General features: G+C 29.0%; 21 protein-coding genes and 1 pseudogene. 18 read left to right on the top strand and 4 right to left on the bottom strand.

The features are described from left to right. Nucleotides 1-11: 11 nt before the first annotated feature. The 10 genes from CLJU_RS22685 to CLJU_RS17890 all read left to right on the top strand — a co-directional run bounded on the left by CLJU_RS22685 (nucleotide 12) and on the right by CLJU_RS17890 (nucleotide 13,351). The gene (locus tag CLJU_RS22685) at nucleotides 12-170 is read left to right on the top strand and encodes a hypothetical protein (RefSeq protein WP_156496159.1); all 159 of its coding nucleotides are present in this window, start codon (nucleotides 12-14) and stop codon (nucleotides 168-170) included. Nucleotides 171-182: 12 nt separating this feature from the next. After that, complete coding sequence (locus CLJU_RS17935) at nucleotides 183-2,144, top strand: phage protein (protein WP_013240270.1); 1,962 nt, start codon at nucleotides 183-185, stop codon at nucleotides 2,142-2,144. 320 nt (nucleotides 2,145-2,464) lie between these two features. Beyond that, nucleotides 2,465-3,964 carry a cell wall-binding repeat-containing protein gene (locus tag CLJU_RS17930; RefSeq protein ID WP_013240269.1) on the top strand — a complete coding sequence of 500 codons (1,500 nt, stop codon included), beginning with the start codon at nucleotides 2,465-2,467 and terminating at the stop codon, nucleotides 3,962-3,964. 100 nt (nucleotides 3,965-4,064) lie between these two features. Beyond that, nucleotides 4,065-4,733: a phage-like protein gene (locus CLJU_RS17925; protein ID WP_013240268.1), complete on the top strand. Its 669-nt coding sequence runs from the start codon at nucleotides 4,065-4,067 to the stop codon at nucleotides 4,731-4,733. Nucleotides 4,734-4,876: 143 nt separating this feature from the next. Continuing rightward, complete coding sequence (locus CLJU_RS17920) at nucleotides 4,877-5,338, top strand: hypothetical protein (protein WP_013240267.1); 462 nt, start codon at nucleotides 4,877-4,879, stop codon at nucleotides 5,336-5,338. A gap of 1,279 nt (nucleotides 5,339-6,617) precedes the next feature. Continuing rightward, complete coding sequence (locus CLJU_RS17915) at nucleotides 6,618-6,884, top strand: terminase small subunit (protein ID WP_013240266.1); 267 nt, start codon at nucleotides 6,618-6,620, stop codon at nucleotides 6,882-6,884. Nucleotides 6,885-7,639: 755 nt separating this feature from the next. Then, nucleotides 7,640-8,728 carry a 3'-5' exonuclease gene (locus tag CLJU_RS21495; RefSeq protein WP_013240265.1) on the top strand — a complete coding sequence of 363 codons (1,089 nt, stop codon included), beginning with the start codon at nucleotides 7,640-7,642 and terminating at the stop codon, nucleotides 8,726-8,728. A 760-nt stretch (nucleotides 8,729-9,488) separates the two neighbouring features. Continuing rightward, entirely contained in the window at nucleotides 9,489-10,409 is a 921-nt protein-coding gene (locus CLJU_RS17900; RefSeq protein WP_013240264.1) for a site-specific integrase, read from the top strand. A gap of 409 nt (nucleotides 10,410-10,818) precedes the next feature. Next, a complete protein-coding gene (locus tag CLJU_RS17895) occupies nucleotides 10,819-11,388 on the top strand; it encodes a hypothetical protein (protein WP_013240263.1) in 570 nt (189 codons plus the stop codon). A gap of 67 nt (nucleotides 11,389-11,455) precedes the next feature. Next, nucleotides 11,456-13,351, top strand: coding sequence for an ImmA/IrrE family metallo-endopeptidase (locus CLJU_RS17890; protein ID WP_013240262.1), 1,896 nt, complete (start codon nucleotides 11,456-11,458; stop codon nucleotides 13,349-13,351). A gap of 154 nt (nucleotides 13,352-13,505) precedes the next feature. Here the strand turns inward: CLJU_RS17890 and CLJU_RS17885 are convergent, their stop codons facing one another. Together CLJU_RS17885 and CLJU_RS22680 are read right to left on the bottom strand one after the other, a co-directional pair. Next, nucleotides 13,506-13,685, bottom strand: a complete 180-nt coding sequence (locus CLJU_RS17885) for a hypothetical protein (protein WP_013240261.1) — start codon at nucleotides 13,683-13,685, stop codon at nucleotides 13,506-13,508. Nucleotides 13,686-14,367: 682 nt separating this feature from the next. Then, nucleotides 14,368-14,541 (bottom strand): hypothetical protein, encoded by a 174-nt coding sequence (locus CLJU_RS22680; protein ID WP_013240260.1) that lies wholly within the window; start codon nucleotides 14,539-14,541, stop codon nucleotides 14,368-14,370. Between the two features lie 258 nt (nucleotides 14,542-14,799). Here CLJU_RS22680 and CLJU_RS22465 point away from each other — a divergent pair, with 258 nt between their 5' ends. The 4 genes from CLJU_RS22465 (at nucleotide 14,800) to CLJU_RS17870 (ending at nucleotide 19,135) form a co-directional block, all read left to right on the top strand. Next, on the top strand, nucleotides 14,800-14,913 hold the full coding sequence (locus CLJU_RS22465; RefSeq protein ID WP_242825689.1) for a peptidoglycan-binding domain-containing protein: 114 nt from the start codon (nucleotides 14,800-14,802) through the stop codon (nucleotides 14,911-14,913). A gap of 551 nt (nucleotides 14,914-15,464) precedes the next feature. Next, the gene (locus CLJU_RS17880) at nucleotides 15,465-16,994 is read left to right on the top strand and encodes a cell wall-binding repeat-containing protein (protein ID WP_013240259.1); all 1,530 of its coding nucleotides are present in this window, start codon (nucleotides 15,465-15,467) and stop codon (nucleotides 16,992-16,994) included. A gap of 757 nt (nucleotides 16,995-17,751) precedes the next feature. Further along, nucleotides 17,752-18,567, top strand: coding sequence for a hypothetical protein (locus tag CLJU_RS21490; RefSeq protein WP_013240258.1), 816 nt, complete (start codon nucleotides 17,752-17,754; stop codon nucleotides 18,565-18,567). After that, nucleotides 18,554-19,135: a hypothetical protein gene (locus CLJU_RS17870; protein ID WP_013240257.1), complete on the top strand. Its 582-nt coding sequence runs from the start codon at nucleotides 18,554-18,556 to the stop codon at nucleotides 19,133-19,135. The genes CLJU_RS21490 and CLJU_RS17870 overlap by 14 nt, the downstream gene beginning before the upstream one ends. Before the next feature lie 459 nt (nucleotides 19,136-19,594). Here the strand turns inward: CLJU_RS17870 and CLJU_RS23370 are convergent. Continuing rightward, a pseudogene (locus tag CLJU_RS23370) lies at nucleotides 19,595-19,735 on the bottom strand (IS91 family transposase); the annotation flags it as partial. A 147-nt stretch (nucleotides 19,736-19,882) separates the two neighbouring features. Between CLJU_RS23370 and CLJU_RS23220 the strand changes: the two are divergent. The 3 genes from CLJU_RS23220 (at nucleotide 19,883) to CLJU_RS17855 (ending at nucleotide 22,879) form a co-directional block, all read left to right on the top strand. After that, nucleotides 19,883-20,011, top strand: a complete 129-nt coding sequence (locus CLJU_RS23220) for a hypothetical protein (protein ID WP_275935557.1) — start codon at nucleotides 19,883-19,885, stop codon at nucleotides 20,009-20,011. A gap of 718 nt (nucleotides 20,012-20,729) precedes the next feature. After that, nucleotides 20,730-21,869 (top strand): AAA family ATPase, encoded by a 1,140-nt coding sequence (locus tag CLJU_RS17860; RefSeq protein WP_013240256.1) that lies wholly within the window; start codon nucleotides 20,730-20,732, stop codon nucleotides 21,867-21,869. 125 nt (nucleotides 21,870-21,994) lie between these two features. After that, nucleotides 21,995-22,879, top strand: coding sequence for a DNA-3-methyladenine glycosylase I (locus tag CLJU_RS17855; RefSeq protein WP_023162291.1), 885 nt, complete (start codon nucleotides 21,995-21,997; stop codon nucleotides 22,877-22,879). A 409-nt stretch (nucleotides 22,880-23,288) separates the two neighbouring features. Here the strand turns inward: CLJU_RS17855 and CLJU_RS21885 are convergent, their stop codons facing one another. Beyond that, entirely contained in the window at nucleotides 23,289-23,564 is a 276-nt protein-coding gene (locus CLJU_RS21885; RefSeq protein WP_242825688.1) for a site-specific integrase, read from the bottom strand. A 167-nt stretch (nucleotides 23,565-23,731) separates the two neighbouring features. On the opposite strand from CLJU_RS21885, the gene CLJU_RS17850 reads away from it, so the two are divergent. Continuing rightward, entirely contained in the window at nucleotides 23,732-25,303 is a 1,572-nt protein-coding gene (locus CLJU_RS17850; protein WP_013240254.1) for a sigma 54-interacting transcriptional regulator, read from the top strand. The last annotated feature ends 201 nt before the right edge of the window (nucleotides 25,304-25,504 follow it).

Raw genomic sequence — 25,504 nt, 5'->3', positions numbered from 1 at the left:
AAGCGTATAATATGGGTGAAAAAGATAAAAAAATTCAAACTTTAGATGTAAAAGTAACGGAATTAAAAAAAGACTTCCAGATGCAGACAATCTATTTAAGAGGCTTGGAAAAACAGTTCACATCAGAGTTTAGAGATGAATTGACCGCTGAATTTATAACTAAAAAGTAAAGGGGTGATTAAATGAGTATAGAAGAAGATGTTTGGAGATTTTTAAGAAGTAAAAATTTTTCTGAAAAAAGTACCGCAGCTGTAATGGGAAATATCTATGGTGAAAGTAGTTTTAACCCTAGCGAAATTGAATCAGGAAGTGGGGATGGTTTTGGATTAATTCAATGGAGTTTTGAACGTAGGACACAGCTTGAAGCATATGGAACTGATTTAACACACCAGCTTAATTTTTTGTGGGCTGAATTAACTGGAGACACCGGAAACACCGGGGCAGAATCCCAATGGACAAACGTAAGTGGTTACTTATCACATGATAATTTCATGTCTGGTAACGGAAGCATAAATGATTTAACTGCAGCAATGTGCTTTTGTTTTGAAAGACCAGGAGTACCACGATTAAGTACAAGGCAAGAATATGCACAAAAATATTATAATCAATTTACAGGAACCGCAGGTACACCAAGTGCAGACTCCCAGCAATCTATTTCAATACCTTCTACAAATTATCAAGTAGTTGCAAATAGCCAAAAAGAAGGACAGATACTTTATGGTAGAAGATATAGAATAACTGTAAGTGATGAAAAAGGGAATGGTTTTGATGTATCTCAATTAAGATGCACATTCAGTATTGTAAAAACTATATTAATGGAGCCTAACACAAGTGAAATAACCATATATAATCTAAATTCTCAAACAGAAAATAACATTGAATTATACGGTACAAGGGTTACAGTTGAAGCGGGGTATGAAGGTAGCCAATACGGAACGATATTTGATGGAGATATATTACAAACTATAAGGGATAAAGAGGACTCTGCTACATATAGATTAACAATAATAGCTTTAGATTCGGATAGAGCTGTAAATTTTGATATAGCTAATTATTCTATAGCAAGGGGTCAAACAGCGAGGTCTATAGTCGATCATATAGTTAATAAAGCACAATACCCTGTTAGTTTAGGAAGCATATCAGAGTCTTTAAATAATTCTCCTAAACTCACAAGAGGAAAAGTTTTCTTTGGAAAATCTTCTGACTATTTAAATCAAATTGCAGAAAGTAATGGATGCAAATATTACACAGAAGATGGAAAAGTAAATTTAGTGAAACTTGATGAAATGCCAAAAGGTGAAATATTTGAGTTAAGCCCTTCTAGTGGGTTAATAGGGACACCAGAGCAAAGTGATTATGGGATTACAGGGCAATGCTTATTAAATCCACAGATTAAAGTAAATTCACTTATTCATATAGATAATAGTTTAATAAGAGCAAAGAAAATAAGCATAACAGGGAATAGTACAGTACCAACTATGGGAGGTAGTAGTACAAATTCAACTAGGCAAAAGATTATAGATAAAGCAAAAGAAATAGTTCAAAAACATCAAGAGGGTAAAGCTGTTTACGTTCTAGGAGGTAGAGGAACAAATTCACAAGGACAAGAAATGTATGATTGCTCTATATTTGCAGAAACTTGTTATGCAGCAGCAGGAATAACAATGTCAGCACCATCATCAAGTCAATATTCCAAATGTGCAAATGGAGGGCTTATTTCAAGTGATATGAATAGATTGAAAAACGAAGGAAAGCCAGGGGATTTATTATTTGAAGGTTCTGGGGGGTCAGAACATGTTGAAATATACGATGGTAATGGTGGAAACTATGCGGCACATACAGCAAACAGGCCTATACCAGAACAAATACGACATGATAATAACATAACATCACCTTATATGACTTCTTGGGGTAGACCTAAGGAATTAATGGATGCTGATAATGGTAATCCCCCTAGCGCTAGTGGAACAAATACCACAGATTCAAATACTACGCAAACACCTGTGTATAGGTCGCTGGACAAGGATGGAATTTTTAGGGTACTAAAGGTTACCATGTCAGGAGATACGAGAGGTGACGAGTGGTATACGTCTTTTACTGCGATAGATCAGTTGGGAGGCATAATACCTATAACTGCAATTTAGTAAAGGCAAACTAAATTAGCTTTGCGTAAAACAAATTAATTATTATTAACTTACAGAGTAAACAGTTATAGTACAATCAGTAATAAGAAAAATTATTATAAAAATTGACTAATGAATAAAAACTGTACAAGCATATTTATTATTAGATATAATTGTATATATGCTTAGAGCTAAAAAGTAGTATATTGAATCCAAAAATATCTTAGAAAATGAATTAAATATAGTCTCTAAAAGTGTAAAAATAAATGAAGTAGATATAAACCCTTGGTTTTATTTGACCTCTTTTTATTATATTATTTATATAAGAAGGGGGAATATATATGAATAGGAAAATTTTAGGAATGGTTTTTAGTTTTACTTTATGCTTTACTTTATTATTTACATATGGAGTGAAAGCAGATGGATTACAGGTTACTAGACTAGGAGGACAAGATAGATTTGAAACAAATGAAAAGATTGTAGAACAAGGGTGGCAATCATCTAGTGATTACGCAATTATAGTTAGTTGGGACAGTTTTGCAGATGCTTTAGGTGCAACCACATTAGCTAAAAAATATAATGCTCCAATAATTTTAACATGTAATATTGCTATAGACCCTAGCCTTAGTGATTTATATCCTAGTACAGTAAATGAGTTAAAAAGACTAGGTGTAAAAACAGCATTTATAGTTGGTGGAACTGGCGTTATAAGCAACGGTGTGGAAGATAAAATTAAAAATATGGGAATAAATACAGAAAGATTGGCAGGAGAAAACAGATATGCGACTTCTATTGCCATAGCTAATAAAATTGGCACTCAAAATGGGGTGGTTATTGCTACAGGTGATGATTATTCCGATGCTCTTTCAATAGCCCCAATAGCTGGGAAAATGCAAATGCCTATAATATTATCGCAAAGGGATGCTTTAACTTCTATACAAAAGAAATTTATAGCTAATAATACAATTCCAAAAACTTATATTATAGGTGGGACGGATATAATTAGTGATAATGTAGCATCTAAGTTCTCAAATGTGCAGAGAATAACTGGTGACAATAAATATACTAGAAATTTAAATGTTATAAATGCTTTTGTTAATGATATTGATTTTAGTACAGCCATATTAGCATCTGGTGAAAATTTTCCTGACGCTCTTAGTGGTTCTGCTTTTGCAGCTTTAAATTGTAATCCTATATTTTTAGTTGGTGATACAAATAATAGATATATAGAAAACATATTAGGGAATAAAGGCACAAAGAATATATTCGCTTTGGGACTACAAGAATCTATAAGTGATGATGTTTTAAACGGTATAGTAAATGAAACAAATGCTTTAAATACAATAGAATCCAAGATAAAGCTTAACTCTAATTTAAGATTTGGAAATGTAGGTTCTTACAGTTACGATGGAAGTAATTATTATAGAATAGCATTATATGATTACAATAAAACTTCTAGTACATGGACAACAGATTATTACCAATATGATTTCCTAGTGGATAAAGAAACGGGAGATACTTATAAAATAGATAACTCTACTAATGAAATAAGTCCATTAGATATTACAAGTATAGGTGATAATACAAGCACACCATTAAATAGCGCTTTGACTATTAATCAAGCATTAGAATTAGTTAAATCAAAAGTGAAACTAGATGTAGGTTATACTCTGGACCTTCCTTACGTAGAATCTGAAAGAACAACTATGTATAATGGTGATAATTATTATGTTATAATCGAAGATTACGATGATGATGCTGAGATATATGAGTATTTAGTTAATGTGAAAACAGGAAAAATCATAAAACATACTCAAGATCAATATATACCAATAAATTAATACATTTAGCCTTAGAAAGTTTCTAGGGCTTTTTTATTTTGCAGGATATGTTAAATGTTTTAGAGAATATACTTATAAAAATGAAAGAAGGATTAATTTTATGGGTATATTTAAAAAGATATTTGGTAATAGAAATACATCAAGAACAAATCCTGAGCCAAAGACATGGAGAGAAGCATCTGCAAAAGCTACTAAAGGAAATGAAATGTATAAAGAAATAAAAAAAGAATTAGATTATTCTTTATATGAAAAGATATATAAAAAAGTAAAAAATAATTATATGGTAATGAAGTTTTTCCCAGAGAATATTCCCCAAAATATCGTATATCATGTAATAAATGAACATTTTAAAGGTAGGCGACCAGAAAGCATATGTGAAGATATACAAAATAAATTTTTCGATATATCAAACAAAGATATGCAGAAAATTACATTTACAATATGTAGCATATGTTCAGCAAGTTTCAATCAAAATAGAAGCCAAGATTTAGGACTTAATTGGTATATTTGGCGCTCATGTATGGATAGTAAAACTCGAAAATCTCATAAAAACATGGAAGGAATAGTTGTTAATTTTAACGAACCACCTTCACCAGAAAAATTAATTGGAGAACCCTTTATAGGAGAATATAATGCAGGTGAATGTGATGGATGTAGGTGCTATGCAGAATCAGTAATTAATATAGATTTTATCAAATTCCCAAGGCGTGTTTATTATAATGGAAAAATTCAAGTTATGAAAAAAGCGGAATTTATGAAAATATATTAATATAAGTCCGATTTAATTAATCTTTAGGCAATGATAGAGCTGTATATAGTATAGATTAAGGTCCAATATATAAATTTTTAAGTGTAGAAAAGATGATTTTGTTAATAGCTTTTATGCAGTTACAATTTTAGGAGTGAAGTGTCATGATTGAGAAATATAAACGCCATAATTGGCATGAGCTAAAAAAAGAATATATAATAGGGCATTATGATTCATTAAAAGCCTTTGCTGCTGCTAAAGGCTTAAATTATAAATCTAGTCAATTCTGGGTGCATTGCAAGGGCTGGAATTCAGTTAAGAAATATATGAAATTTAATAAACTGTTGACTGAAGGGATAGAATTATATATTAATGAATACATGAGTGGAAAACCACCTTACTTCTTTGACTATGGAAGTGCTACATGGATAAACGCTGAATTAACTTATAAATGTGATACCAGGTCAAAACCTTGTAAGTTAAAAGATATTGCTAAATGGTATGGATTAAACTATCAGTATGTTAGGCTAAGAGCCGCAAAGGAACATTGGAAAGATAAAAGAGAAGAGTATCTAATGATGGTTTATAAAAAAGTTCGTCTTAAGAGGCGAGGGCATTTCCTCTAGCGATAAAATAAAATATAGAGAAACTATCAACAAAAAATTAAACTTTTAAAACGTTGCAAATAATATAGATTTTGTTACAAATAGCTCTAATACTTACTTGAAAGGTAATGCAACTTTATCAAAAACCGAAGTAATACAAAAGGAACGTGTTTTTTATTATAACGTTACTAATAAATTTAGATTAACTAAATGTTCAAATTTTGAAGAATACAATATTATTAGGACATAATTAGATGGTAGAAAGATATAAAAGGCATAATTATGATTAATTAAAAGCCTTTGCCGCCGTTAAAGATTTAAACTATAGATCCAGTCAATTCTTTGTAAATATAAAGGGATGAATTAAAATAAAGGAAATTATTAATATGAATCCGCTTCTATTTAATAAATATAGTGAGAACCTCAATAAATTATTAGAGGATATACCACATTACTTTTATACAATAATGGAAAGTAAATTAGAAAATGTAGTAGCTACATACATTTAGAATATAAGGAATAATCCATGTACTTTAGAACAAATAGCGGAGTGGTATGGAGACATATTAGAACTTAAAGATGTAGCTTTAAAAGAGCGGTGGAAGTATTTCAGGCAAAAAGAAAAGAAAGGGCAATGTGGGTATGCTGAATACACGGGTGTATTTGAAGAGCGAAGTATAAGTAAGAAATCGTAAAGCATACTGTGTTTACATTTCCCAATTTTGGTGAGTGCTCCGGTGTACGAGTTTTGTGTTACATATTGCAAGCTTACATAAATTGAAGTGGTTGTGGGAAAGTGCGGGATATATAAACTGGAGTCACTAAGGTAAAATAAGGAGTATATAACTGAAGTAATCCTAAGAAAATATTAGATAAAATTGAATTACACTGGTAATAAATAGAATATTAATATAATTAAAGCAATGTTGGTAAGTAATAGTATATGGATACTACAAATCTTTATACAGCAAAAAAGCATGCATATAAAAACTAAAAGTATACACATATTTTTAGTTTTTATATGCAACCATTTAGTGCAACCAAAAGAAGTTTAAATAGTTGCATTTGGTTGCATTCAGAAGTAAAGTTTTTTTGAACATTATTATCAAATGATTGAATATAATATTCTCGTAGTGTTCAATACCTAAAATGCAGATAGAATATCAAGAATTTATTAAGAATTTTAAGGGAGGTTGTGACTAAACTTAAATTAAAAGTAGCTACTAAGTGTACAGTTATTGACATGTAAAAAAGGTATGCACACAAAACAAAAAAGTACGCATACAAAAAAAGAAAAAGTATGCACACAAAAAAGGATGCATTACAGGATATAGAAGAACCAAATATTGAAGAAATAAAAGATATGAGCGACGGATTAAAACTTACTGATAAACAAAGATTATTTTGCTTTTATTATAGTAGATGCTTAAATGCAACTAAAGCATATCAAAAGGCTTATGGATGCACTTATATAGAAGCAGCAAGATATTCATACAGCTTGAGGAAAAACGAGGACGTAAACAAGCTTATAGATAGATATGGATATAGGCCAAAGATAAATAATTGATAGGTAAAAAAAGGATTTAAATTAGTTTAGATGCACGGTGGAATAAGTTATGCCAAATAACGAGTTATCTAAAGAATTATTATCTATGAATAAAAAAACATATAACAGAAATACACTAATAAAAATTCAAGATAAATCCGGTTAAATATACATGTATATGAATCTAAAAATCAAAAGACTGTAACACAGGAAGTATATAAAGTTTTAAGACAGTATTTTGGAGACTTGTTTGGCGAAAAAATGGATACTATAAAATGCCAAGGTGGACTTTAGCTAAGAATATTGATTATTATGGTAAATGAAAATATATTTTAAAACAGAAGTATTTTATTGTTAAACTGTGTGAAAGTTTTGATATTACGCTTTGACAAGAGGCATGTAAACTTTCAAGATAACTTACCAAGGGAGACAAAATTGATTTTGAAAATACATAGATAGATGAACAAAATTTTTACGACCTGTGTTTGGAAAAATTTACTCAAAGTGCTAAATATTTTACAAGGTGGATGATAGGAGCAACTCATTTCTATAGGGAAAACATGGCAACATAAAAAATTAAGTTATAAATAAAATACTATAAGTATCATAGAGATTTTTAGTATACTAAGGCAAGTAAAATCAATGACTAAGATAAAGTTAAGGTGTCCAATGGGTTGGATACCTTTTTGATATGGTTTTAGGCATATCCTTGGATAGTAAAGGAATAGAGGATTTTATCATATTTTATAGAATTATCTTTCTAAGGAGATGACTTTATGACAATTTTTGTAATAATTATTATAGTGCTTGTTATTTTCTATAATATACATAAAAGTTCAAACAATAAGTCTGCAATGACAAGTGAACCAATATTAAATAAAAGCAAGGATAGTAGATTAAGAGAAAAAATAGCACGACTTGGAAACTTAGAATTTACTGATGATATTTTTAAAGAATTTGTGGCACTAGATTTTGAAACAACTGGACTTGATTATAGAAATGATAAAATAGTTGAAATTGGTGCTGTAAAATATAAGGATGAGAAAGAAACAGATAAATTTCATTTTTTGATAAATCCACATATACATATACCAGAAAAAATTACAAAAATAAACGGTATTGAGGATAGTATGGTTAAGGATAGCCCTTCTATAAATGAAGTAATTCCTAAGCTTATAGATTTTATGGGTAACTTACCAATAGTGGTTCATAACGCAAGATTTGATATTGATTTTCTAGATGAAAATATGTCAGACAATAAATATAGAGGTAATTCTGTTATTGATACACTGAGTATAAGTAGAAAAATGTTTGAGAATATAGATAATCATAGGCTACAAACTATTAAAGATTATTTAAAAATAGATTTAAATAGTCACAGAGCAATAGATGATGCTAAAGTTGCAGCAGAAATTTATTTAAAATATTGTAGAGAAGGCTATCCAATAAAAAAAGATTATGATAAATTAAGAAAGCAAAAAAATAAAATTAATCTTGAAACGTCATTTAAATATGATCCTATAGATGAAGACATATATAAATGTTTTATAGCCTATAAACTTGGTTATGAGAGAAGAGATGGTACTTTAAAGCAATTTCATAAAATCGAAGACAAAATATCTGAAATATGTAAAGAACATGGTGGAAGATATTTTAAAACTGCAGCCAAGACAGCTAAATTTGCGATAATATTTGATGATAAATCTATGTTTTATACATACATTAAAGAGCTAAGAGATAAAGGCTACAAAGTAACTTCATTTGATAAAGCATTAGAATACTTTGGTATAGCTGATATGTGGGATATAAAGGCACTGTATGAATTAAGAGATGAATACATGAAATATATGAAAAGTGATTGCTAAAGCAAAGTAAATGGTTATTCTAATTTAGTTGTGGTGTAGAAATATGGTATGGAAGTTTTATAAATAAATTTTATATTTTAAGCTACTTTTTAGTGGCTTTTTTTATTAAAAAATAATAAAAAAGTATTCGAAAATACACATAATAGATATGAATAAGAAAATATTATGTCTTATGGAAGAGGCAACATAAAATAAATTGGTTTATTTAACTAACATGAAAAATATATTTAAGCAATTTTTAATAGAGCAAATAAATTGAATTTCATAAGAATAAAAGATAGTTAGGATTGGTTGTTTAATTGACGTTTGGAGCCGTCCCTTTGTTTTAGATTCTAGGCGAGTTATTTAAACAATTAAATTCTAGTACATTACTTAAGGGGAAAATCAAATCCGCATGCGGTTTACTCCCGCACGCAAAATGAGGGAGTAAACCGCAGTAACACTGTGGTAAAGATTTTTAAAACAGAATTCCAGTGAAGGGGTGGGTTTGCATATATGCTTAATGCAAGACTTTTTTATTCACTGTTTACACATATAAATAAATTTGAACACATGATAAGGTATGCTCGTACTTAGGCACATACAGCGAAAGCTAGAAACAGATCTATACCAGTAACCTAAGTCAAAGATTTAATTGCAGGTGGATGTCCTTGAGAAAGATATCCATATATACTGCGACTCCTTATGTTAAAAATGCATAACGAGGGTAAAGGGGTTTGATCTCTACAAGCATTATTTTTGTATCCAGGAGGTTGATATAATGGCAAGTTTAAAATTCCAAATTCTTAAGCGCATTGATAGTCTCAAGTGTTTTGGTCAATCTAGGCATAAGGCCAAACAGAAACAAAAAGAGGCAGATTTATTCCTTGAAGTAAAGCAAAATTCACTCCGTGCACCAGGTATTTACAGCAAGTCAACATGTGATAACTATAAAAAACATGCATTAAATTTTGCTACTTGGGAGCGTGAAAAGCATCCTGAAAAGGAATATAAGATACTTGATAATATTCCTCGGGATCATGTGGGAGAATGGCTAAAGGAGAGTATGGACAAAGGGGAAAGTGGGTATACTACCCGCCTTAAGGCTGCATCTTTAGCAAAAATTTTCGGATGTCATACGTACAGTTTTGAAATTAAATTGCCAAGCAAAAGAGGTGATAGATTAAGAATAAAACGTAGTAGACATGATGTGGAATATGATAAGCACTTCTCTGAAAAAAACAATAAAGAGGTAAAAGAGTTTTGCAACGCTACGGGACTTAGAAGAAGTGAAGTAGCTAAAATTAAACCAGAGCAGATCATAAAGGATGAAGAGGAAAATGTAATACTAGATTTTAAATCTAAGAAGGAATACCGCGTTATGACTAAGAATGGCCGTGGCAGGTTTATACATCCTTTACGTGGTACATATAATATTATTCTTAAAGCCAAGGAAAAGGCAGAAAAAGCAGGACAAGCCACTGTGTTTGAAAAAATACATCATGCGCTGGATGTACACAGCTGCAGGAGGTATTTTGCACAGCATAAATACATGGAGGTACTTCAGGGATTAAAAGAAAAAAAGCTTGACTATATCTGCAGAGATGGATCCGGGCGTAGATATAATAAAAAGGCTCTCGGAATTACTTCTGAAAACCTTGGACATTCACGCCTTGATGTAGTGGTTAAGAATTACTTATAACAAATAGTAAACTGGATAGCCAATGAAATGTATGGAGGGGCTAGGAGTACCGCTTATAGGAGAAGAAAAGAGGTTATAAATTACATATGGGAGTCAGGTATGGTCAAAATTACTATACCTAAAGTTAGCTCAAGAATAGGAAATTCGTAAAATGCGAGTCTTTTTTTATTGATTTGAGTTTTTGATTTAATGAAATTTAATAAAACGTAGAATTATAAAATAGGTTAGAATCATTTTAGGGTAGAAATAAGTAATATAATAGCGAGCGAAAGTTAAAGGATAATATTTTCTTTTGTAGAAATATAAAATATAGAAATAAATTTTATATTATAGGAGTGATATGAAAAAAATATCGAATACGGTATTTAGTTTAATAGCATGAATAGCATATTATATAAGGGGGATTGCTATGAGTAGCTTTATATGTGGCAAATGTGGGAATAAATATCCAGTGTATAATCAGGATAAACTAAAATTTACAGGGATAGTACAAGACTCTTGTATGGATAAAGCTGCAAAATTAAAGCAGAGCTTAGATCTAAGTGATATAAAATATATTTATTATTATTTTGACAAAAAAGATTTACTAGTAATAAAAAATAATTGTAATGCAGCAGGAAAACCAAGAGAGTATTGTAGTAAGTGTATAAATCAAACTATTACTGATACCTTTAAGTATAAAGATCCACATTATGGAGATGGAGTGTATTTGTCTATACATGATAATTTAAAAATGGCATCAAAATATGTAAAATATGCTCATGGCCAACAAGTAAGTAATAGAGATTACAGAATAAAGTTTAAGATAATTTCATATATGGACTTAAAAAAGATAAAACATACTGGCGGTGTTGTGAAAAGTAAAGAAACTAAATGGTATAAAAAAGATACACTTATACTTTTAAATAATAAAGATAGAAAAGTTGCTGAGTTTAAGTGTATTGAACAGTATAAGCATGGTGAGTGGACGGTTTTATAATAGTAATAAGTGAAATAGTCTTATAATATATTTTATTAAATTACTAAAAGTAGGAGGTGATTCCATAATGGAAAATATAGGTAGTATTATAAAAAGTTTATTATTTAACTTAGGAAAAGATGAAAGTATAGCTAAAAATAATTTAAAAAAAGTTGCACTTGCAGCATGGGATCAGTCTACATCGGATGAAACATTAAAATTATTTGTATCCGCTTATGAAAAGGTAAGAAAAAATAAGAAAGAGGTATACTTTTGGAAATGTTTTAAAGCTATCCTCCTTGAAGATAATGATACAAGTACGATTCTTGGAATGATTGATTTACTGCTTGAAATTGAAGCATATAGTTTTATTAATGACAAGTACATTAATGAAATTAGAGAATGCCTATATAAGGTGTTTTTAAGTTCAAGTGAATTAGCAATTCACTACGAGTTATTCGGATATCTGATGAATTTTACCCAATATAAAACTAAACTTATTAAGGCTATTCAAGAAAGTAAGGACAAATACAAAGATTTATTACCATCTGTTGAAAGAATATGCAAAGTTGACGAGTTCATGGTTACTTTTGAAAAAATGATTTTTTCATTGTGTAATAAATGGGATAATAAGGTTGTAGCATTTTTTATACCATTTTTTGAACAGTATGCGCAATATATTCCCCAAATAGCAGCAACTATTAGGGATTATTATCGTAATGGTAATAAGAAAGAAGAGATAAATAAGTTCTTTTATAAAGTCTTAATTTGCAATAAAGAATTTGGTTATAAGAAGGAAGTAATAGAGTTAATATTATCAATATATGAAGCAAAAGACTTGTTAATTGATATGTTATCTTTATTTAAAAATTTTGTACAATATGCTGAAAAATCTGCAACTACTGTTAATGATGATTATGTTAATGATCTATCAACGGAAATATGTGAGCTTGCTGATTATATTGAAGTTGCTGGTGTTTTCAAAAACGAATTAAAGAATAGAACTTCTATATATGATGAAAATATGATTCATTTAATAAAAATATTAAAAAAGGAAAAACGATTTGTTAAATTAGAAAATGTAGCTGCAAGAAAAGATGTGATGCTTGATTATGATGATTTATTATTAATAAATAATATTTACCGAGCAGTAAAAAATTCAAATAGACAATATAGTGAAAAGCTTAAAGCCAATCTAACATATAATGCGGCTGATATGAGAGAATTTTTGAAACTTAATACAAATAATGATAATTTAGAATTTGCTATCAAAAAGTTTGGGATACAGTTATACTTTAAAGATTTTTTAAAATCAGAATTTACTGGCTGTTTACTTAGATTTCCGTATTTAAGAAAAGCAGCAATAGTAATAAATGGACATTTAACAGAAGGTAGATTGAATTTTACTATAGCACATGAATTAGGGCATTTAGTTCATGCTGTGGTGAATACTGAAGGCACTATCAGTGATCCACTATATTTATCTTTTTTCTATGATAAAGGAGAAAAAGAGTGTGATAAATTTGCAAGTGAACTACTTTTACCAGAAGTATATGTAAAACAACAAATTAAAAATTTTGATTTGGATTTTAAGTTAATATCAAATATTGCAAACTATTTTCATACTTCTATTGAAGCTACGATATGTCGTTGCATTGATTTATCACTTGATAGGTATATTTCAGTGGTTTATGAAAATTACCAAATGAAGTATTTTCACTGTAATAATGATTATATTAATGAGTTTATAAATGCGGATTTAAAAGACAAGTTGGATAATGATACCATTGCATATAAAATTGTGAATGATATTAAGGAATATGGAAATAACTATTTTTCATCAAAGAGAGAGGAGGACATTTCTATATGGTTTGATAAATATGTTAGTAGTTTTACAATAAAATCTCAGGTATATGTACAATATGAAGAAAATAAAAGAATTATTGTATTACTGCAATTACCTAATAAAGAGTTGTTTTATTAAGCAGTATACTATATGAATTGAGAAAATTAAAATATCTACATTATAATATTTATATACTTGTGGTATAATATTAGTAATAAGAGGGTGGATTATGAATTTAGTCTGCTTAGTAAAATTGTATAATGGTTAAATAATAGATAGGTCTCGGAAAAGGCTATCTATTATTTTTTTTGGAATTATTTATGTTTACTTTAGTATCAGATGATATTTCATCAGGTCTTAAAGTAATTTTATTTTCAATTTTTATATCCGAATTTTTGTTAGATAATGCTACTATAACCATAGCAGTTATTGAAAACAAACTAAAGAATAACAGTAAGTATCCTTCTGACATAAATTGCATCACCTCTTCTTCATACGCAGACATTATTAACCATAATCCACCCACAAATAAAGAAGAGGTACCTATACAATTTTTCTTATTACATTTTAAATTATAGCATATACTTTGATTACTGGAAACTTGCAAAAAAGGGAAACCCAACTTATGTAGGTGAGTAGCAAAATGATATGTACCTTTTATATTGCGTATATAGCCATTTTAAGAGTAATTTATAATTAGAAATGGAATTATGCCTATAAGCAATTTTATACTAACTATATAAGCTGTGTGAAAGATGTAATATATAAAATTATGCATTATAAGATAAAATTTATAGATTTAAAGCTGTAGTTAAAAAATAAATATATTTTTATAAACCATTGGTAGCGCAGTGATTGAATATATAAAAAATTGTCCCCATATTGTCCCCAAAGTTTTAAATAAGCATAAAAAATAGTACTTTTAAATAGTATATAATAACACTTAAACAATTGAAAATAAAGGAACTTAAAAAACACCAAAATATTATAAAATCTAAAATTCGAATCCAGAGGCCGGGAGTTCGAATCTCCCTGGGTGCACCAGTATCAATGCTTTCACGATGTCGTGAGGCTTTTTTTATTGCCAAATAACACAACCGTAACACAACCACCATAAAAATATATAAACACAAATAAAAAGACGCCCTATGAATTTATAGGGCGAACAAATCATTATCTACATATTTTGTTTTTTCGTAAAATTGCTTTCGTACAAGGTTTCCAGTATCGTCATGTCTTATAGTAATTGTAGTTCTCCATCCTTTTAGAACTCTATCTTTATAATATTTTTGTATGGAGCCTTCAGCATTTGCTTTTTTAGAGGGCATATATTACCCATTTCTTCTATATGTAATTATGACTGCTGTTTGACTGTGTATTTTAATGAATTTAGTGTATCATCAACCAGATCTGTAAAGGATTTGTTTAAGTGTCTTGAAAAATAATTTTTATTAAACTCATTTCCATTGATATATTCTAAAATCTCATCTTTAAGCTTTATTTTGGATTGTTCATCACAGAATAGAACAAGGTTTTCAAGTTGATCTATTATTGAATCAAGCGCAACTTTTGTAATAAATTTAAGCTTGTTTATATCTTTAAGTTTATTCCTGGAGGTTGTAAAGAATTTTCAGAGAGACAGTGGACTTGCAGTTGATGGTATTGTTGGGATTAATACGTGGAATAAGTTGTTTGGATAAATATTGTGGATAGTTGTTTTCAATACATATAAGGAATGTTTCTATCACGAAGTTTATGGAAACATTCCTTGTAACATAAAGATTCATCAAGAAATTAAAAATCATTACTAGAAAATAAATGTACTTTTATTTTCTAGATAAGTAAAGAACCTAATAATGCTAATTTTCATTGAAATTTATAAATAATTCTATATATGAAATAGAAAAAATATAAGGAGAAATGATAAATTAGTGAAAAGCTTACTTTTCAGTACATGATATGCTTGTTTTCATTACTTCTAAATCTCGAGAAAAATGCTCATGTAAAAGATTTTAAAACTTTTACTTTCTATATGAAGGAATTTTATATAATATATAGAATATATACTAAAGTATAGTAATGTCAAAGAAAAATATAGATTATCCAATTTTTCTATGATGAAATGTAATTTCATCATCAACTCTACATGAAAAGGTAGCTGTAAAAACAGGAATTGCAGGATGTATAGATAGAGGCAAAAAGTAATTTTATTACATTCAATATATAATAAAGAGTGAAAGGAGACTTACGAATGTTAAAAAAATTAATGAATTTTTGTATAACTACCACTATAGTATTTGGTATATCTACTGCAGCATATGCTAAGACAAGTTATAATGTAACAAGACTTTGTGGTAATGATAGATATGAAACGTCAATAAAAATTGCAGAGAATTTTCAGAGCGGTACCCTTCAAAATGTAATACTTGCAAGTGGGAGTAATTTTCCTGATGCATTGGCAGGAAGTATTCTATCAAAGAAATATAATGCACCAATACTTTTAATAAATAGTGACCTGAATAGTAATTCAGAACAATTAAATTATATAAAAAATAATGTTGATAAAAATGGAAACGTATATATTCTTGGGGGTACTGGATCTGTAAGTGATAAATTTGTAAATCATATAAAAGATTTAGGATATAATAATATCATAAGACTTGGAGGAGATAATAGATTCAGCACAAATAAAGAAATAGTTGATTCTATGGATGTTAAAAGTGGAACTCCAATTGTAATTGCAAATGGATATGGTTTTGCGGATGCATTAAGTATATCAAGTGTAGCAGCAGACAATGGTTATCCTATATTTATGACGAAAGCTGATAGTCTACCAGATGAAACTAAGGACTTAATTTTAAGTATCAATCCAAGTACGGTTTATATAATTGGTGGACAGGCCTCAGTTGAAGATAAAGTGTTAACACAGTTAAAATCACTTGTTCCATCTTTAAGTGATGATAGTATAAAAAGAATTGATGGACAAACTAGATATGATACTTCATTAAATATATGTAAATATTTTAATGTGAATACAGATACAGCTGTACTTGCAAGTGGAGTAAATTTTCCGGATGCATTATCTGGAAGTACACTAGCTTCAAAATTGAATGCACCTATAATACTTACAGATGGCAAAAATATAACAAATCAAAAAAGTTTTATGGACCCAAAAGGCTATAAAAATGTAACTATACTTGGTGGATTTGCTTCGGTAGAGTTAGCTGTAGAATATCAGCTAGTAGATCCATCAAAAATTCCTCAGGCTGAAAAAGATTATTTGAATAATTTGAAAAATTATTGCGAGTCCTATAAACAGGAAACAGATACATTTTTAAATAACTTGGATACAGTCCAAAATAAAGTTAGCAACTTAACATCAACTTATAATACTGTGGAGGATATAGATAATAGCATATCCCAATCAATTTCAGCGGTGAATGAAGTCAATTCATATCTGTCAGATTATAAAAATAATTTAAACAGCTTAAAAGATAAAGTTGCAAATTTACAGGTACCAGACAAACTTAGTAACTTGAATAGTCAGTATTTAAATAACATAAATACTCAAATTGATGATATAGATAAGTCTATAGATTATATGAACAGTTATGTATACAAGTTTAATTCTTTTAAACAGGCAGTAGATGATTTAGATTTTGATAAAGCTAAATCTATAGGAAATTATATAATTCAACCGCCAGATATACAAACTGGAAGTGCTGGGATATCAAGCTTATACGATACAGTTAATGCAGCTATAAATAGTTTACAACAATAATTTTAATTTATTAGAATTGAAAGATGTCATTCCTAGATTTTTATGTTTGGTGATGACATCTTTATTATATTTATAAAGGTGGATACAATTCTGTTTTTTTACTATAGTTGAGAAAGTTTCATAACATATATTTACTGCTCAATACATGAAAGTGCCAATGATTCCTTCAGAAAAGGACTTATATTACGGAGAAATCAGGTTAAAAAAATACTATTCAATGGATATATTAATCTGCTAAAAATGGTACTTTATTTAAGACTGTTTTAAAAACTATAAAGATGTTTAATTATATTACAAATATATACTGTAAGTATTTATACTTATTTTTTCATTTATAGTTATTAAGTTAAAAGAAGGAGTTAACTTTATGTTAAGTGAATTTTAAATTTTTATTCTTTTCAGCAATTATATAATATAAATTGTTCATGTGTTCTAAAGTAAAATTTTATATAATTATCAATTGTTATATAGTTTTTTGATTTTGAGTATATATGTTGTTATATAAATATAAAGGAAGTTGGATATGTGAGTATGTTTAAAATGAAAAATAGAAAACTAATTTTATCGTATGGAATTATAAGTATAGTTATAACACAGTATATAAATTCATTTACTATAAATTCCACTTAGAATAACTAAATCATTTAGTCTTACCTGATGGGTATATTATTGATCAAAGTATTTCTAAGTATACGTGAAAACTTAAGTGATAACGATTTTTAGGCTCTAATGAGCTTTAAATAAGAGAAATATAATTATGCGTAAGCCTAAAAAATATATGAAAAGAGATGAAAGTATGATTGCAGAAATAAAAGGGAAGATAAGTAGTACTGGCTCAAATCTTAATGATAGATTAGAAGATGATTTAACTGGAAATGTTTTTGGTAGCTTAAGATATATGTCATTTAATCACGGTTTAAAACAAATTCTTATTCAAGGGATATATCCAAGAAGTTTATCAAAGATCATTGAGAATATTGATGAAGATGAGTGGAGCGAATTTATTGAATTTTGGCCTTATGATAAAGAAGGAGAGATTGATGCTTTAATAAAGTTTGAAAATACTATTATTGGTATTGAAGTAAAGTATCTTAGTGGCATTTCATCTGATGATGATGTAAGTAATTCTCTAGGCTTGGAAGGTGAATTTACAACATATGATAATGTTAAGAGCGTAAACCAACTTTCACGTGAATCAAGAATTGTTTCACGGTCAGGTAATAATAAAAATAAGATACTACTATTTGTAGCAGATGGAGAAGCTTGCAGAGAAGTCTATAAAAATATTAAAGCTAGAAATATTATTGAAAATAATGTGGAATTTGCCTATATTTCATGGCAAGGCATTTTGTATGGTCTTGAAAATTTAAAAATAAATAATGTCTATGAAAAAGTCATAGTAAGTGATTTAAAAAATCTTTTAATAAAAAAAGGATTTGAAAGTTTTAAAGATTTTATAATTGAGGGTAATGTAGAAGAAAAGTGGTATGACTTTGGTGCTGTAAAAAAAAATACTATTTCTTTTGATGTGAAAGAAACAATAGAGGAGGATTTATATTATGAATTCAGCTGAGAATATACGAAATGCATTTAAGGTAGTAAATAAAACTTATGAGAACATAAATAAAATGATGAATTATTGTAAAACAATCGCAGATGAAGGAAACGAATATGTTGTTTCAGTTCCTAAGTTTTTAAGATGGAAATCTGACGCTGAAGTTGATGGATGGTTAATTAATGATTTTATAGTACTTTTTCAAAGTAAACATGATAAAGAATTAGAAAATGGATGGCGTAATGGGCCGATTTATGTGCTAGATATAGAGCTTAATTATGGTGATACTCCAAAGATATATATTTCAAAATTTGAATATAAGAATATGGAGAATTGGAGTAATGGATGTTCACCAACCAATCATTGGCGTTTTTATTGGCCGATAAGGAATATGAATGAGTTTGAGGGTGTAAAGACTGATGATTATAAAATATGGACTCCTAAAAAAGGAAAGGAGTCAGTAGCAGATAGTTCTTATTGGGGGATAAAAAGAGCAGTATGTTACACTGAAGAATTGATAGATATAAATGCAGATAACATACAAGAAAAAATATTTGATAGATTCTTATGGCTTAAGGACAAGTAGGCGTCAATTAAATTAGCAAAGACTTTCAAGGAAGCCAGACTAATTATTGAATGTAAATTAATACAAATCACTACCGCAAATCCCGATGATTTTTGCCCAAAAGAAGCTAAAGACTATATAAAAGAAGCTTATAAAGATCCAAATGAAGTCCGCAAATATGCATTTGGAAAAATCACCCATGATTGGGTAGAGAAATAAAAATAAACGAGAATTAACAATGAGGGAATGATTTATTAATTTTTCATGCATTAATGAAAAATTAAGTAACAAGCATAATATTCAGTTCAGTTATTACATATTCTTCTTAAATTATGACATAACTCATGTATGAGTAATGGGATTAAGAAAGCCTAGTACAACTTCCAATTATCCATAGCAAGGCATATTTTTAATTCTATGCAGTTTTGTTATTAGTAGGAGGAGATTTACAAGGGTAATAAATCTGACGAATTTGTTTCAACCACAGAGGGGGCATAAGGATAAATCTCCGCCTAATAGCTTCTGAATTAGTTCAAGGGTTGAAGTATTCTCTTTAGCCAAGATAGATGTATTAGTAAGCTGCTTACAAATACACTTCCATGGGCAAGTTTTTTTTCTATTGTAAGATAGTGGAGGAAGGCTCTGATATCTTTTTCTCCTGGCTCTGTTGCAGGTTTATCAAAATAGCCTTGAAAAATTTTAGCTTTAGTATAATATTCATCCTGAGTATGCTTGCTTTGATAAAAGCACGTATAAGGTGGACTAGACATGGGCTTGTCAAAGGCGCCAATCGTGTGTGAAAAATTCAATTTAATTAAATACTTTGTGCGTAGATGGAAGACACCAGAGGAATACACCGGCAGTACAGTTAAAATAGGAACTTTTATGAATTATTAAAGAAGCACTTTATCCGCAGGAAGCCTTCCTTTTATTTTTATCTGGAAATTTATCTATCATAAAGCTGACGAGGACTAAAAAAGTGCTGGTGCTTGAAGAAAAAATAAAGCGGTTTATTATTTTAAAACATATGGATAAATTAAAGGTATATATAAAGTATCTATATGTGTAGTAATAAATTTTTGAGGTGATAGCGAAACAAGATCATAATAGTGTATTTTAAATTCATACGCAGATATTGATTTCATGAAAATATAGGAACCTATTTTGCAAAGATGGAGGAGCACTGGGCTGCTTATTTGAAGTGATAGATGAAATAATTTATAAATTGCCTTTGGACAAGCCTTTGTTTTGAGCACTGTAGGGATAAGTCCTACATATAATAGATGTTTTACTTTAAGTGACTATTGATGCAGTAGCTAAGTGAAAAAGAAAGTGCTAGTCCAAAGCTTCCTTGCGAGGGAACCCGAGCCTATTATAAGACATAGGAGCATTACTCCCTGGGTTTGGGGCGGAGCATCCCATTAAAATTAAAGGCACTGGCCAAGCTTTTGTCTGAGTGAGGGAAGAGATAAAGCTTGGCCAGTGCTTCAGCTTATAGGTTATAACTTTTACATACAATAAACGTAAAAAAATTACATAATAAATAAAAGCAGACGTAAAAAGCATACACTTTTTTGAAATTTGAGTATAATATAAATAGGAGAAGGTGATAAAAATGTTAAGCAAAATAGAAATAGAAAACTTTAAGTCTTTTAAACATTTAACAACAGTAGATTTTACAAGCACTAATTATAAAATTCTTAAAAAAAGGAATGTTTCAGATGATGGAATACTAAAAGGTGGAATATTTGTAGGATCTAATGCCTCAGGCAAAACTAATATAATACTATCCATTAAGCTTTTACTAGAATTACTATTTGCAGAAAAAATAATTGATATTGGTTTATATAAATGTTTATTTTCCAGTAGCGACAACATAAGGCTTCACTATGAGTTTCAATTTGGAGATAACATTATTAATTACAATATTGAATATGATACAGATAAAAAAATTATGGTTGAGACTTTGCTCGTGAATAATAAAATTATGCTAAATAGGATTGGAGAAAGCGCAAAATCATATATTACAGATAATGAAGTATTTGATAATCTTGATAAAAAATCCTTGCTTTTAAGATCCATATATTTTAATACAAAGTTTAACAATTATCCTGTTTTAAAAGAGTGGTTTAACTATTTGATAAATTCAGTTTTTCTCGATGCATTTCTCAGGGGAGGAATAAATCCGTCAAACAATAACCTGGATTTGAAAGAATACCTGGACAATAACGGCGTAGATGATATTAATAGTTTCTTTAAAAAATATAAATTCGGCCAATTAATAGAGTATTCAAAGGAAAGTACGGGAAGCTTAATTTCTATAAATGCAGAAGGAAACAAAAGCATTTTCTTTAAAAGAGATGATATTGGAGAACCAATTCCATTTGTGATGGAGTCATTAGGCAATAGAAATCTTTTAAATATGCTGCCTGCATTTTTCCATGTTATAAAAAATGGAGGTATGTTAATTATAGATGAATTTAGCAGTGCATTTCACAATGATTTAGAAGAACTTCTTATTAGATATTTCATGGAAAAGTCAAGTAAGGCTCAGATATTTATAGTTTCACATTCAACTAACCTATTATCAAATACTATCTTTAGACCGGATCAGGAATATGCAGTTGAATTTAGAGGAAACGATGGAAGTTTTATAAATAGGTTTTCTGATGAAAGACCAAGAGAAGCACAGAACATAGAAAAAATGTATACGAGCGGAGTTTTTGGCGGAAAGCCGGTATATGAAAATGAGTAAAATAGTTTTTGCTGATTTTGAAGTGGTATTTTTTCAATGATGTTTAATTTGAATGGTAATAAAAGATATAATATTGAGTTGTGAGATGAATTCTTCAGTATTATTTAGATTTGGAGGCATGAAAATTGGAGAAAATAATATGTATGTCATGTCAAAAGACTATTGATAGTGATAGCCGATTTTGTAAATATTGTGGTGCAAGGGTAGTTTCAACGAAAAAGTCCAAAATCAATAATGATAAGTTAGTGAGTATTTTTCAAAATGTATGTGATACATTATGTTTAAATAGTGAGTATACTGAACAGGAATTTGAGGATGAATTTAGTAGATTTAAAAGTTATGAAAATAGGGATATTAGTGATAATGAATATTATAGATTACTTGTAGATATTATCTTTTATTCAGGTTTTAAAGCTTCAACAGTTGATAAATATCTGGATGTAATTCACTCACATTTTGAAGATTATGAGATTGTTGCAAAATATAATCTGGATCAAGTTGAAGAAATTAAAAACGATAAAAATATGATACAAAATAAGGCCAAAATAGATGCTTGCATTAGAAATGCAGTAAGAATAAAAAAGATAGTTGAAAAGTATGGATCCTTTAAAAAATATATAGATTCCTTTAAGCCAAACTCGAGTGATGAATGCCTTTTTAAACTAAAGAAAAGTTTAGAGAAGAATTTTAGTTTTATAGGAGGAACTACGGCGTATCATTTTATGACTGATATAGGATTAAATGTGTTGAAACCTGATAGAGTTATATTAAGAATCTTTTATCGTTTAGGATTAATCGATAATGAAGAAGATTTATTTAGTGCAGTAAAAGTTGGAAGATTATTTAGTAGGGCAACAAAATTGCCAATTAGATATATTGATATTATCTTTGTATCTTACGGGCAATTAAATCAAGAAAAAATGGAATGCATATGTTCTGAAAAGAATCCTAAATGCCTGAAATGTGGTGTAAAAAACTATTGTAATTATTATATTGGTAGTGTGCTATAAGAGAGTTATGTATATAAAAGAAATAAAATAGTGGTAAATAAAGGTTAACAAAATTATTAAAAAATATAGAAATGGTAATACAAAATAAAGTAGGTAATATAACTTAAAATATAATAATTTGCATACTAATATGTATTTTTATACATCAAGATTACTTATATAGTTATTTACAAAATATATAATATGTTTTGATGAAATTGTGAAATTTAATATTTGATCTGTAACACAACCGTAACACAACCGGGAGTTCGAATCTCCCTGGGTGCACCACAAAGTATTGATAACACTACATTCTAGTGTTTTTTATTTTACCCTAAAATAAAATTTGCCCTATTTTTTGCCCCTTATAGATTTTCAAAAATAAAAAAGGAGTTATTTTTCCATCATGAATTTATATAAATCATTTAATTTAGATGCCGCTTTTTTCTTCATACCTTCCAGCACATGAGTATATATCTAAGGTGATAGATATATTACTATGACCAAGTAACTCTTGGACCGTTTTTGGCTCCTCACCTAATTCAAGTAACCTAGTGACGAAGGTATGTCTTAGATCATGGAATTTCCTATCTTGTAGGCCAGCATTAGTGATTACTTTTTTAAATCTTTTACGGAGATTGCTGCAGTTTAAGTATTTACCATATATGCTGCAGAAAACTAGATCGTTAATGACTTTGCAAATCATTTTTTCTCATTAATAGAATAAATTCTAATAGTTAGCACTAAAGCTATTAGAATTTATTATAATGCTATACTTTTACTTGAAATAATTGTTATTTTAAATATAGAATTATATAGTAAACATTTCTCTTAATAATCAATTCGCACTATATTATAGGAAAGGTGATATTCATGAAAACATACTTACGACTTGAAATAATTTCACAAGATAGAATAGGAATGTGTTTAGATATTTTAAAAAAACTTTATGAGAATAACATGAGTATTCATTCTCTCGAAGTTTTTCCAAACAAAGTATATGTAAAAGTAGAAGGCTTGCAAGAGGAAGAAGAAAAATTAAATATTATTAAAAATTTACGTAATATAAATGGTGTTTTAAAAGTTCATGAAGTTGAACTACTTTCATATGAGAAAAGTGAAAGGAGACTTCATGCTATTATAGATGCTGTACAAGATGGTATACTGGCTATAAACCATAATGGAGAAGTAGAACTTTTTAACAATTACTGTGAAAAAGTGTTTCATGTAAAAAAAGAAAATATAGTTGGAAAAAATATAAAAGAACTTTTAGGCTTTGAAGGTCGTATTATCAACCTTTTAAGAACTGGTAAAGATCATGACAATATTGAAGTGCTTACAAAAAATAAAAAAAATGGTTTCCACTATATTACTTCAGGACGTTCTGTAAAAGATGATAAAGGAAAAACTATAACTGCTGTTGCATCACTTAAAGATATTAATGAAGCCATTGAAATGTCAAATGTCATTACTTCAAAAGAAGATTTCGTATTTAAAGATATTATAGGAAATAGCTCTTCTATTCTAAAAACTAAAAATATATGTGCATCTGTAGCAAAAAGTAATTCAACCATACTTCTCCGTGGCGAAAGTGGTACAGGCAAGGAACTATTTGCAAAAGCTATACACAAGTTAAGCTCAAGAGCAGATAAAAATTTTCTGGCTATAAATTGTGCTGCTCTTCCAGATGATCTTATAGAAAGTGAACTTTTTGGATATGTAAAAGGAAGCTTTACTGGTGCAGCAGAGAAGGGTAAGGATGGTTTATTCAAAGCAGCAGATAATGGCACTTTATTTTTAGATGAAATAGGTGAATTATCTCTTCCAATTCAAGCAAAACTTTTAAGGGTTTTACAAGAAGGCACTATAAGAAAAATAGGCAATACTGTAGAAGAAAAAATAGATGTAAGAATAATTGCAGCAACTAATAGAAATTTGGAGGATATGATTAAAAAAGATACTTTTAGAGAAGATTTATATTATAGACTAAATGTAATACCTATATATATTCCTAGTCTTAGAGATAGAATTGAGGACATACCTATGTTAGTTAATTTTTTTATAAAAATCTTAGATAAGCAGATGGATAAAAACATAAAAGGTGCAGAAACGGAATTCATAGAAGAACTTGTAAAGTTCAACTGGCCTGGTAACATACGTGAATTAAAAAATATTGTAGAAAGAGCTATGAATATGTGTCATGGAGTTTTTCTTAAAAAAGAAAATTTAATTATGGGTTTTCAAAAAACTACAAATCATGAAGTAACCTCCCAAAATTGTAACTTTAATTTTAAATTGAAAGATGTCGTAGCAGCTGCTGAAAAGAAAGCTCTTATTGCCGCTATGCAAGGCCATAAAAGCTGTAGAAAAGCTGCGAAATCTCTTGGAGTATCTCATACTACCATAATAAATAAATTAAATAAATACGGAATAAAAATTCATTAGTCTCCAATTCAAATTGTGCTATAAAGTCAGGTGTAGTACAAAGCTTACGGCATGTTAGACAAGAATTCAATTGAGTATGACACTCTTGTTTCTTGGGCTTCATGCAGTACTTAAAGGCATTCTAACAGCATCTAGGTTATGCCTTATATACTCCCACTCAATAAAATCTTCATTTTCTATATCTGATATATCTATCTTTTT

The organism is Clostridium ljungdahlii DSM 13528, from assembly GCF_000143685.1.
GTDB lineage: Bacteria > Bacillota > Clostridia > Clostridiales > Clostridiaceae > Clostridium_B > Clostridium_B ljungdahlii.
The sequence above is the reverse complement of the archived record's forward strand: the minus strand, read 5'-3'. Positions and strand labels throughout refer to the sequence as shown.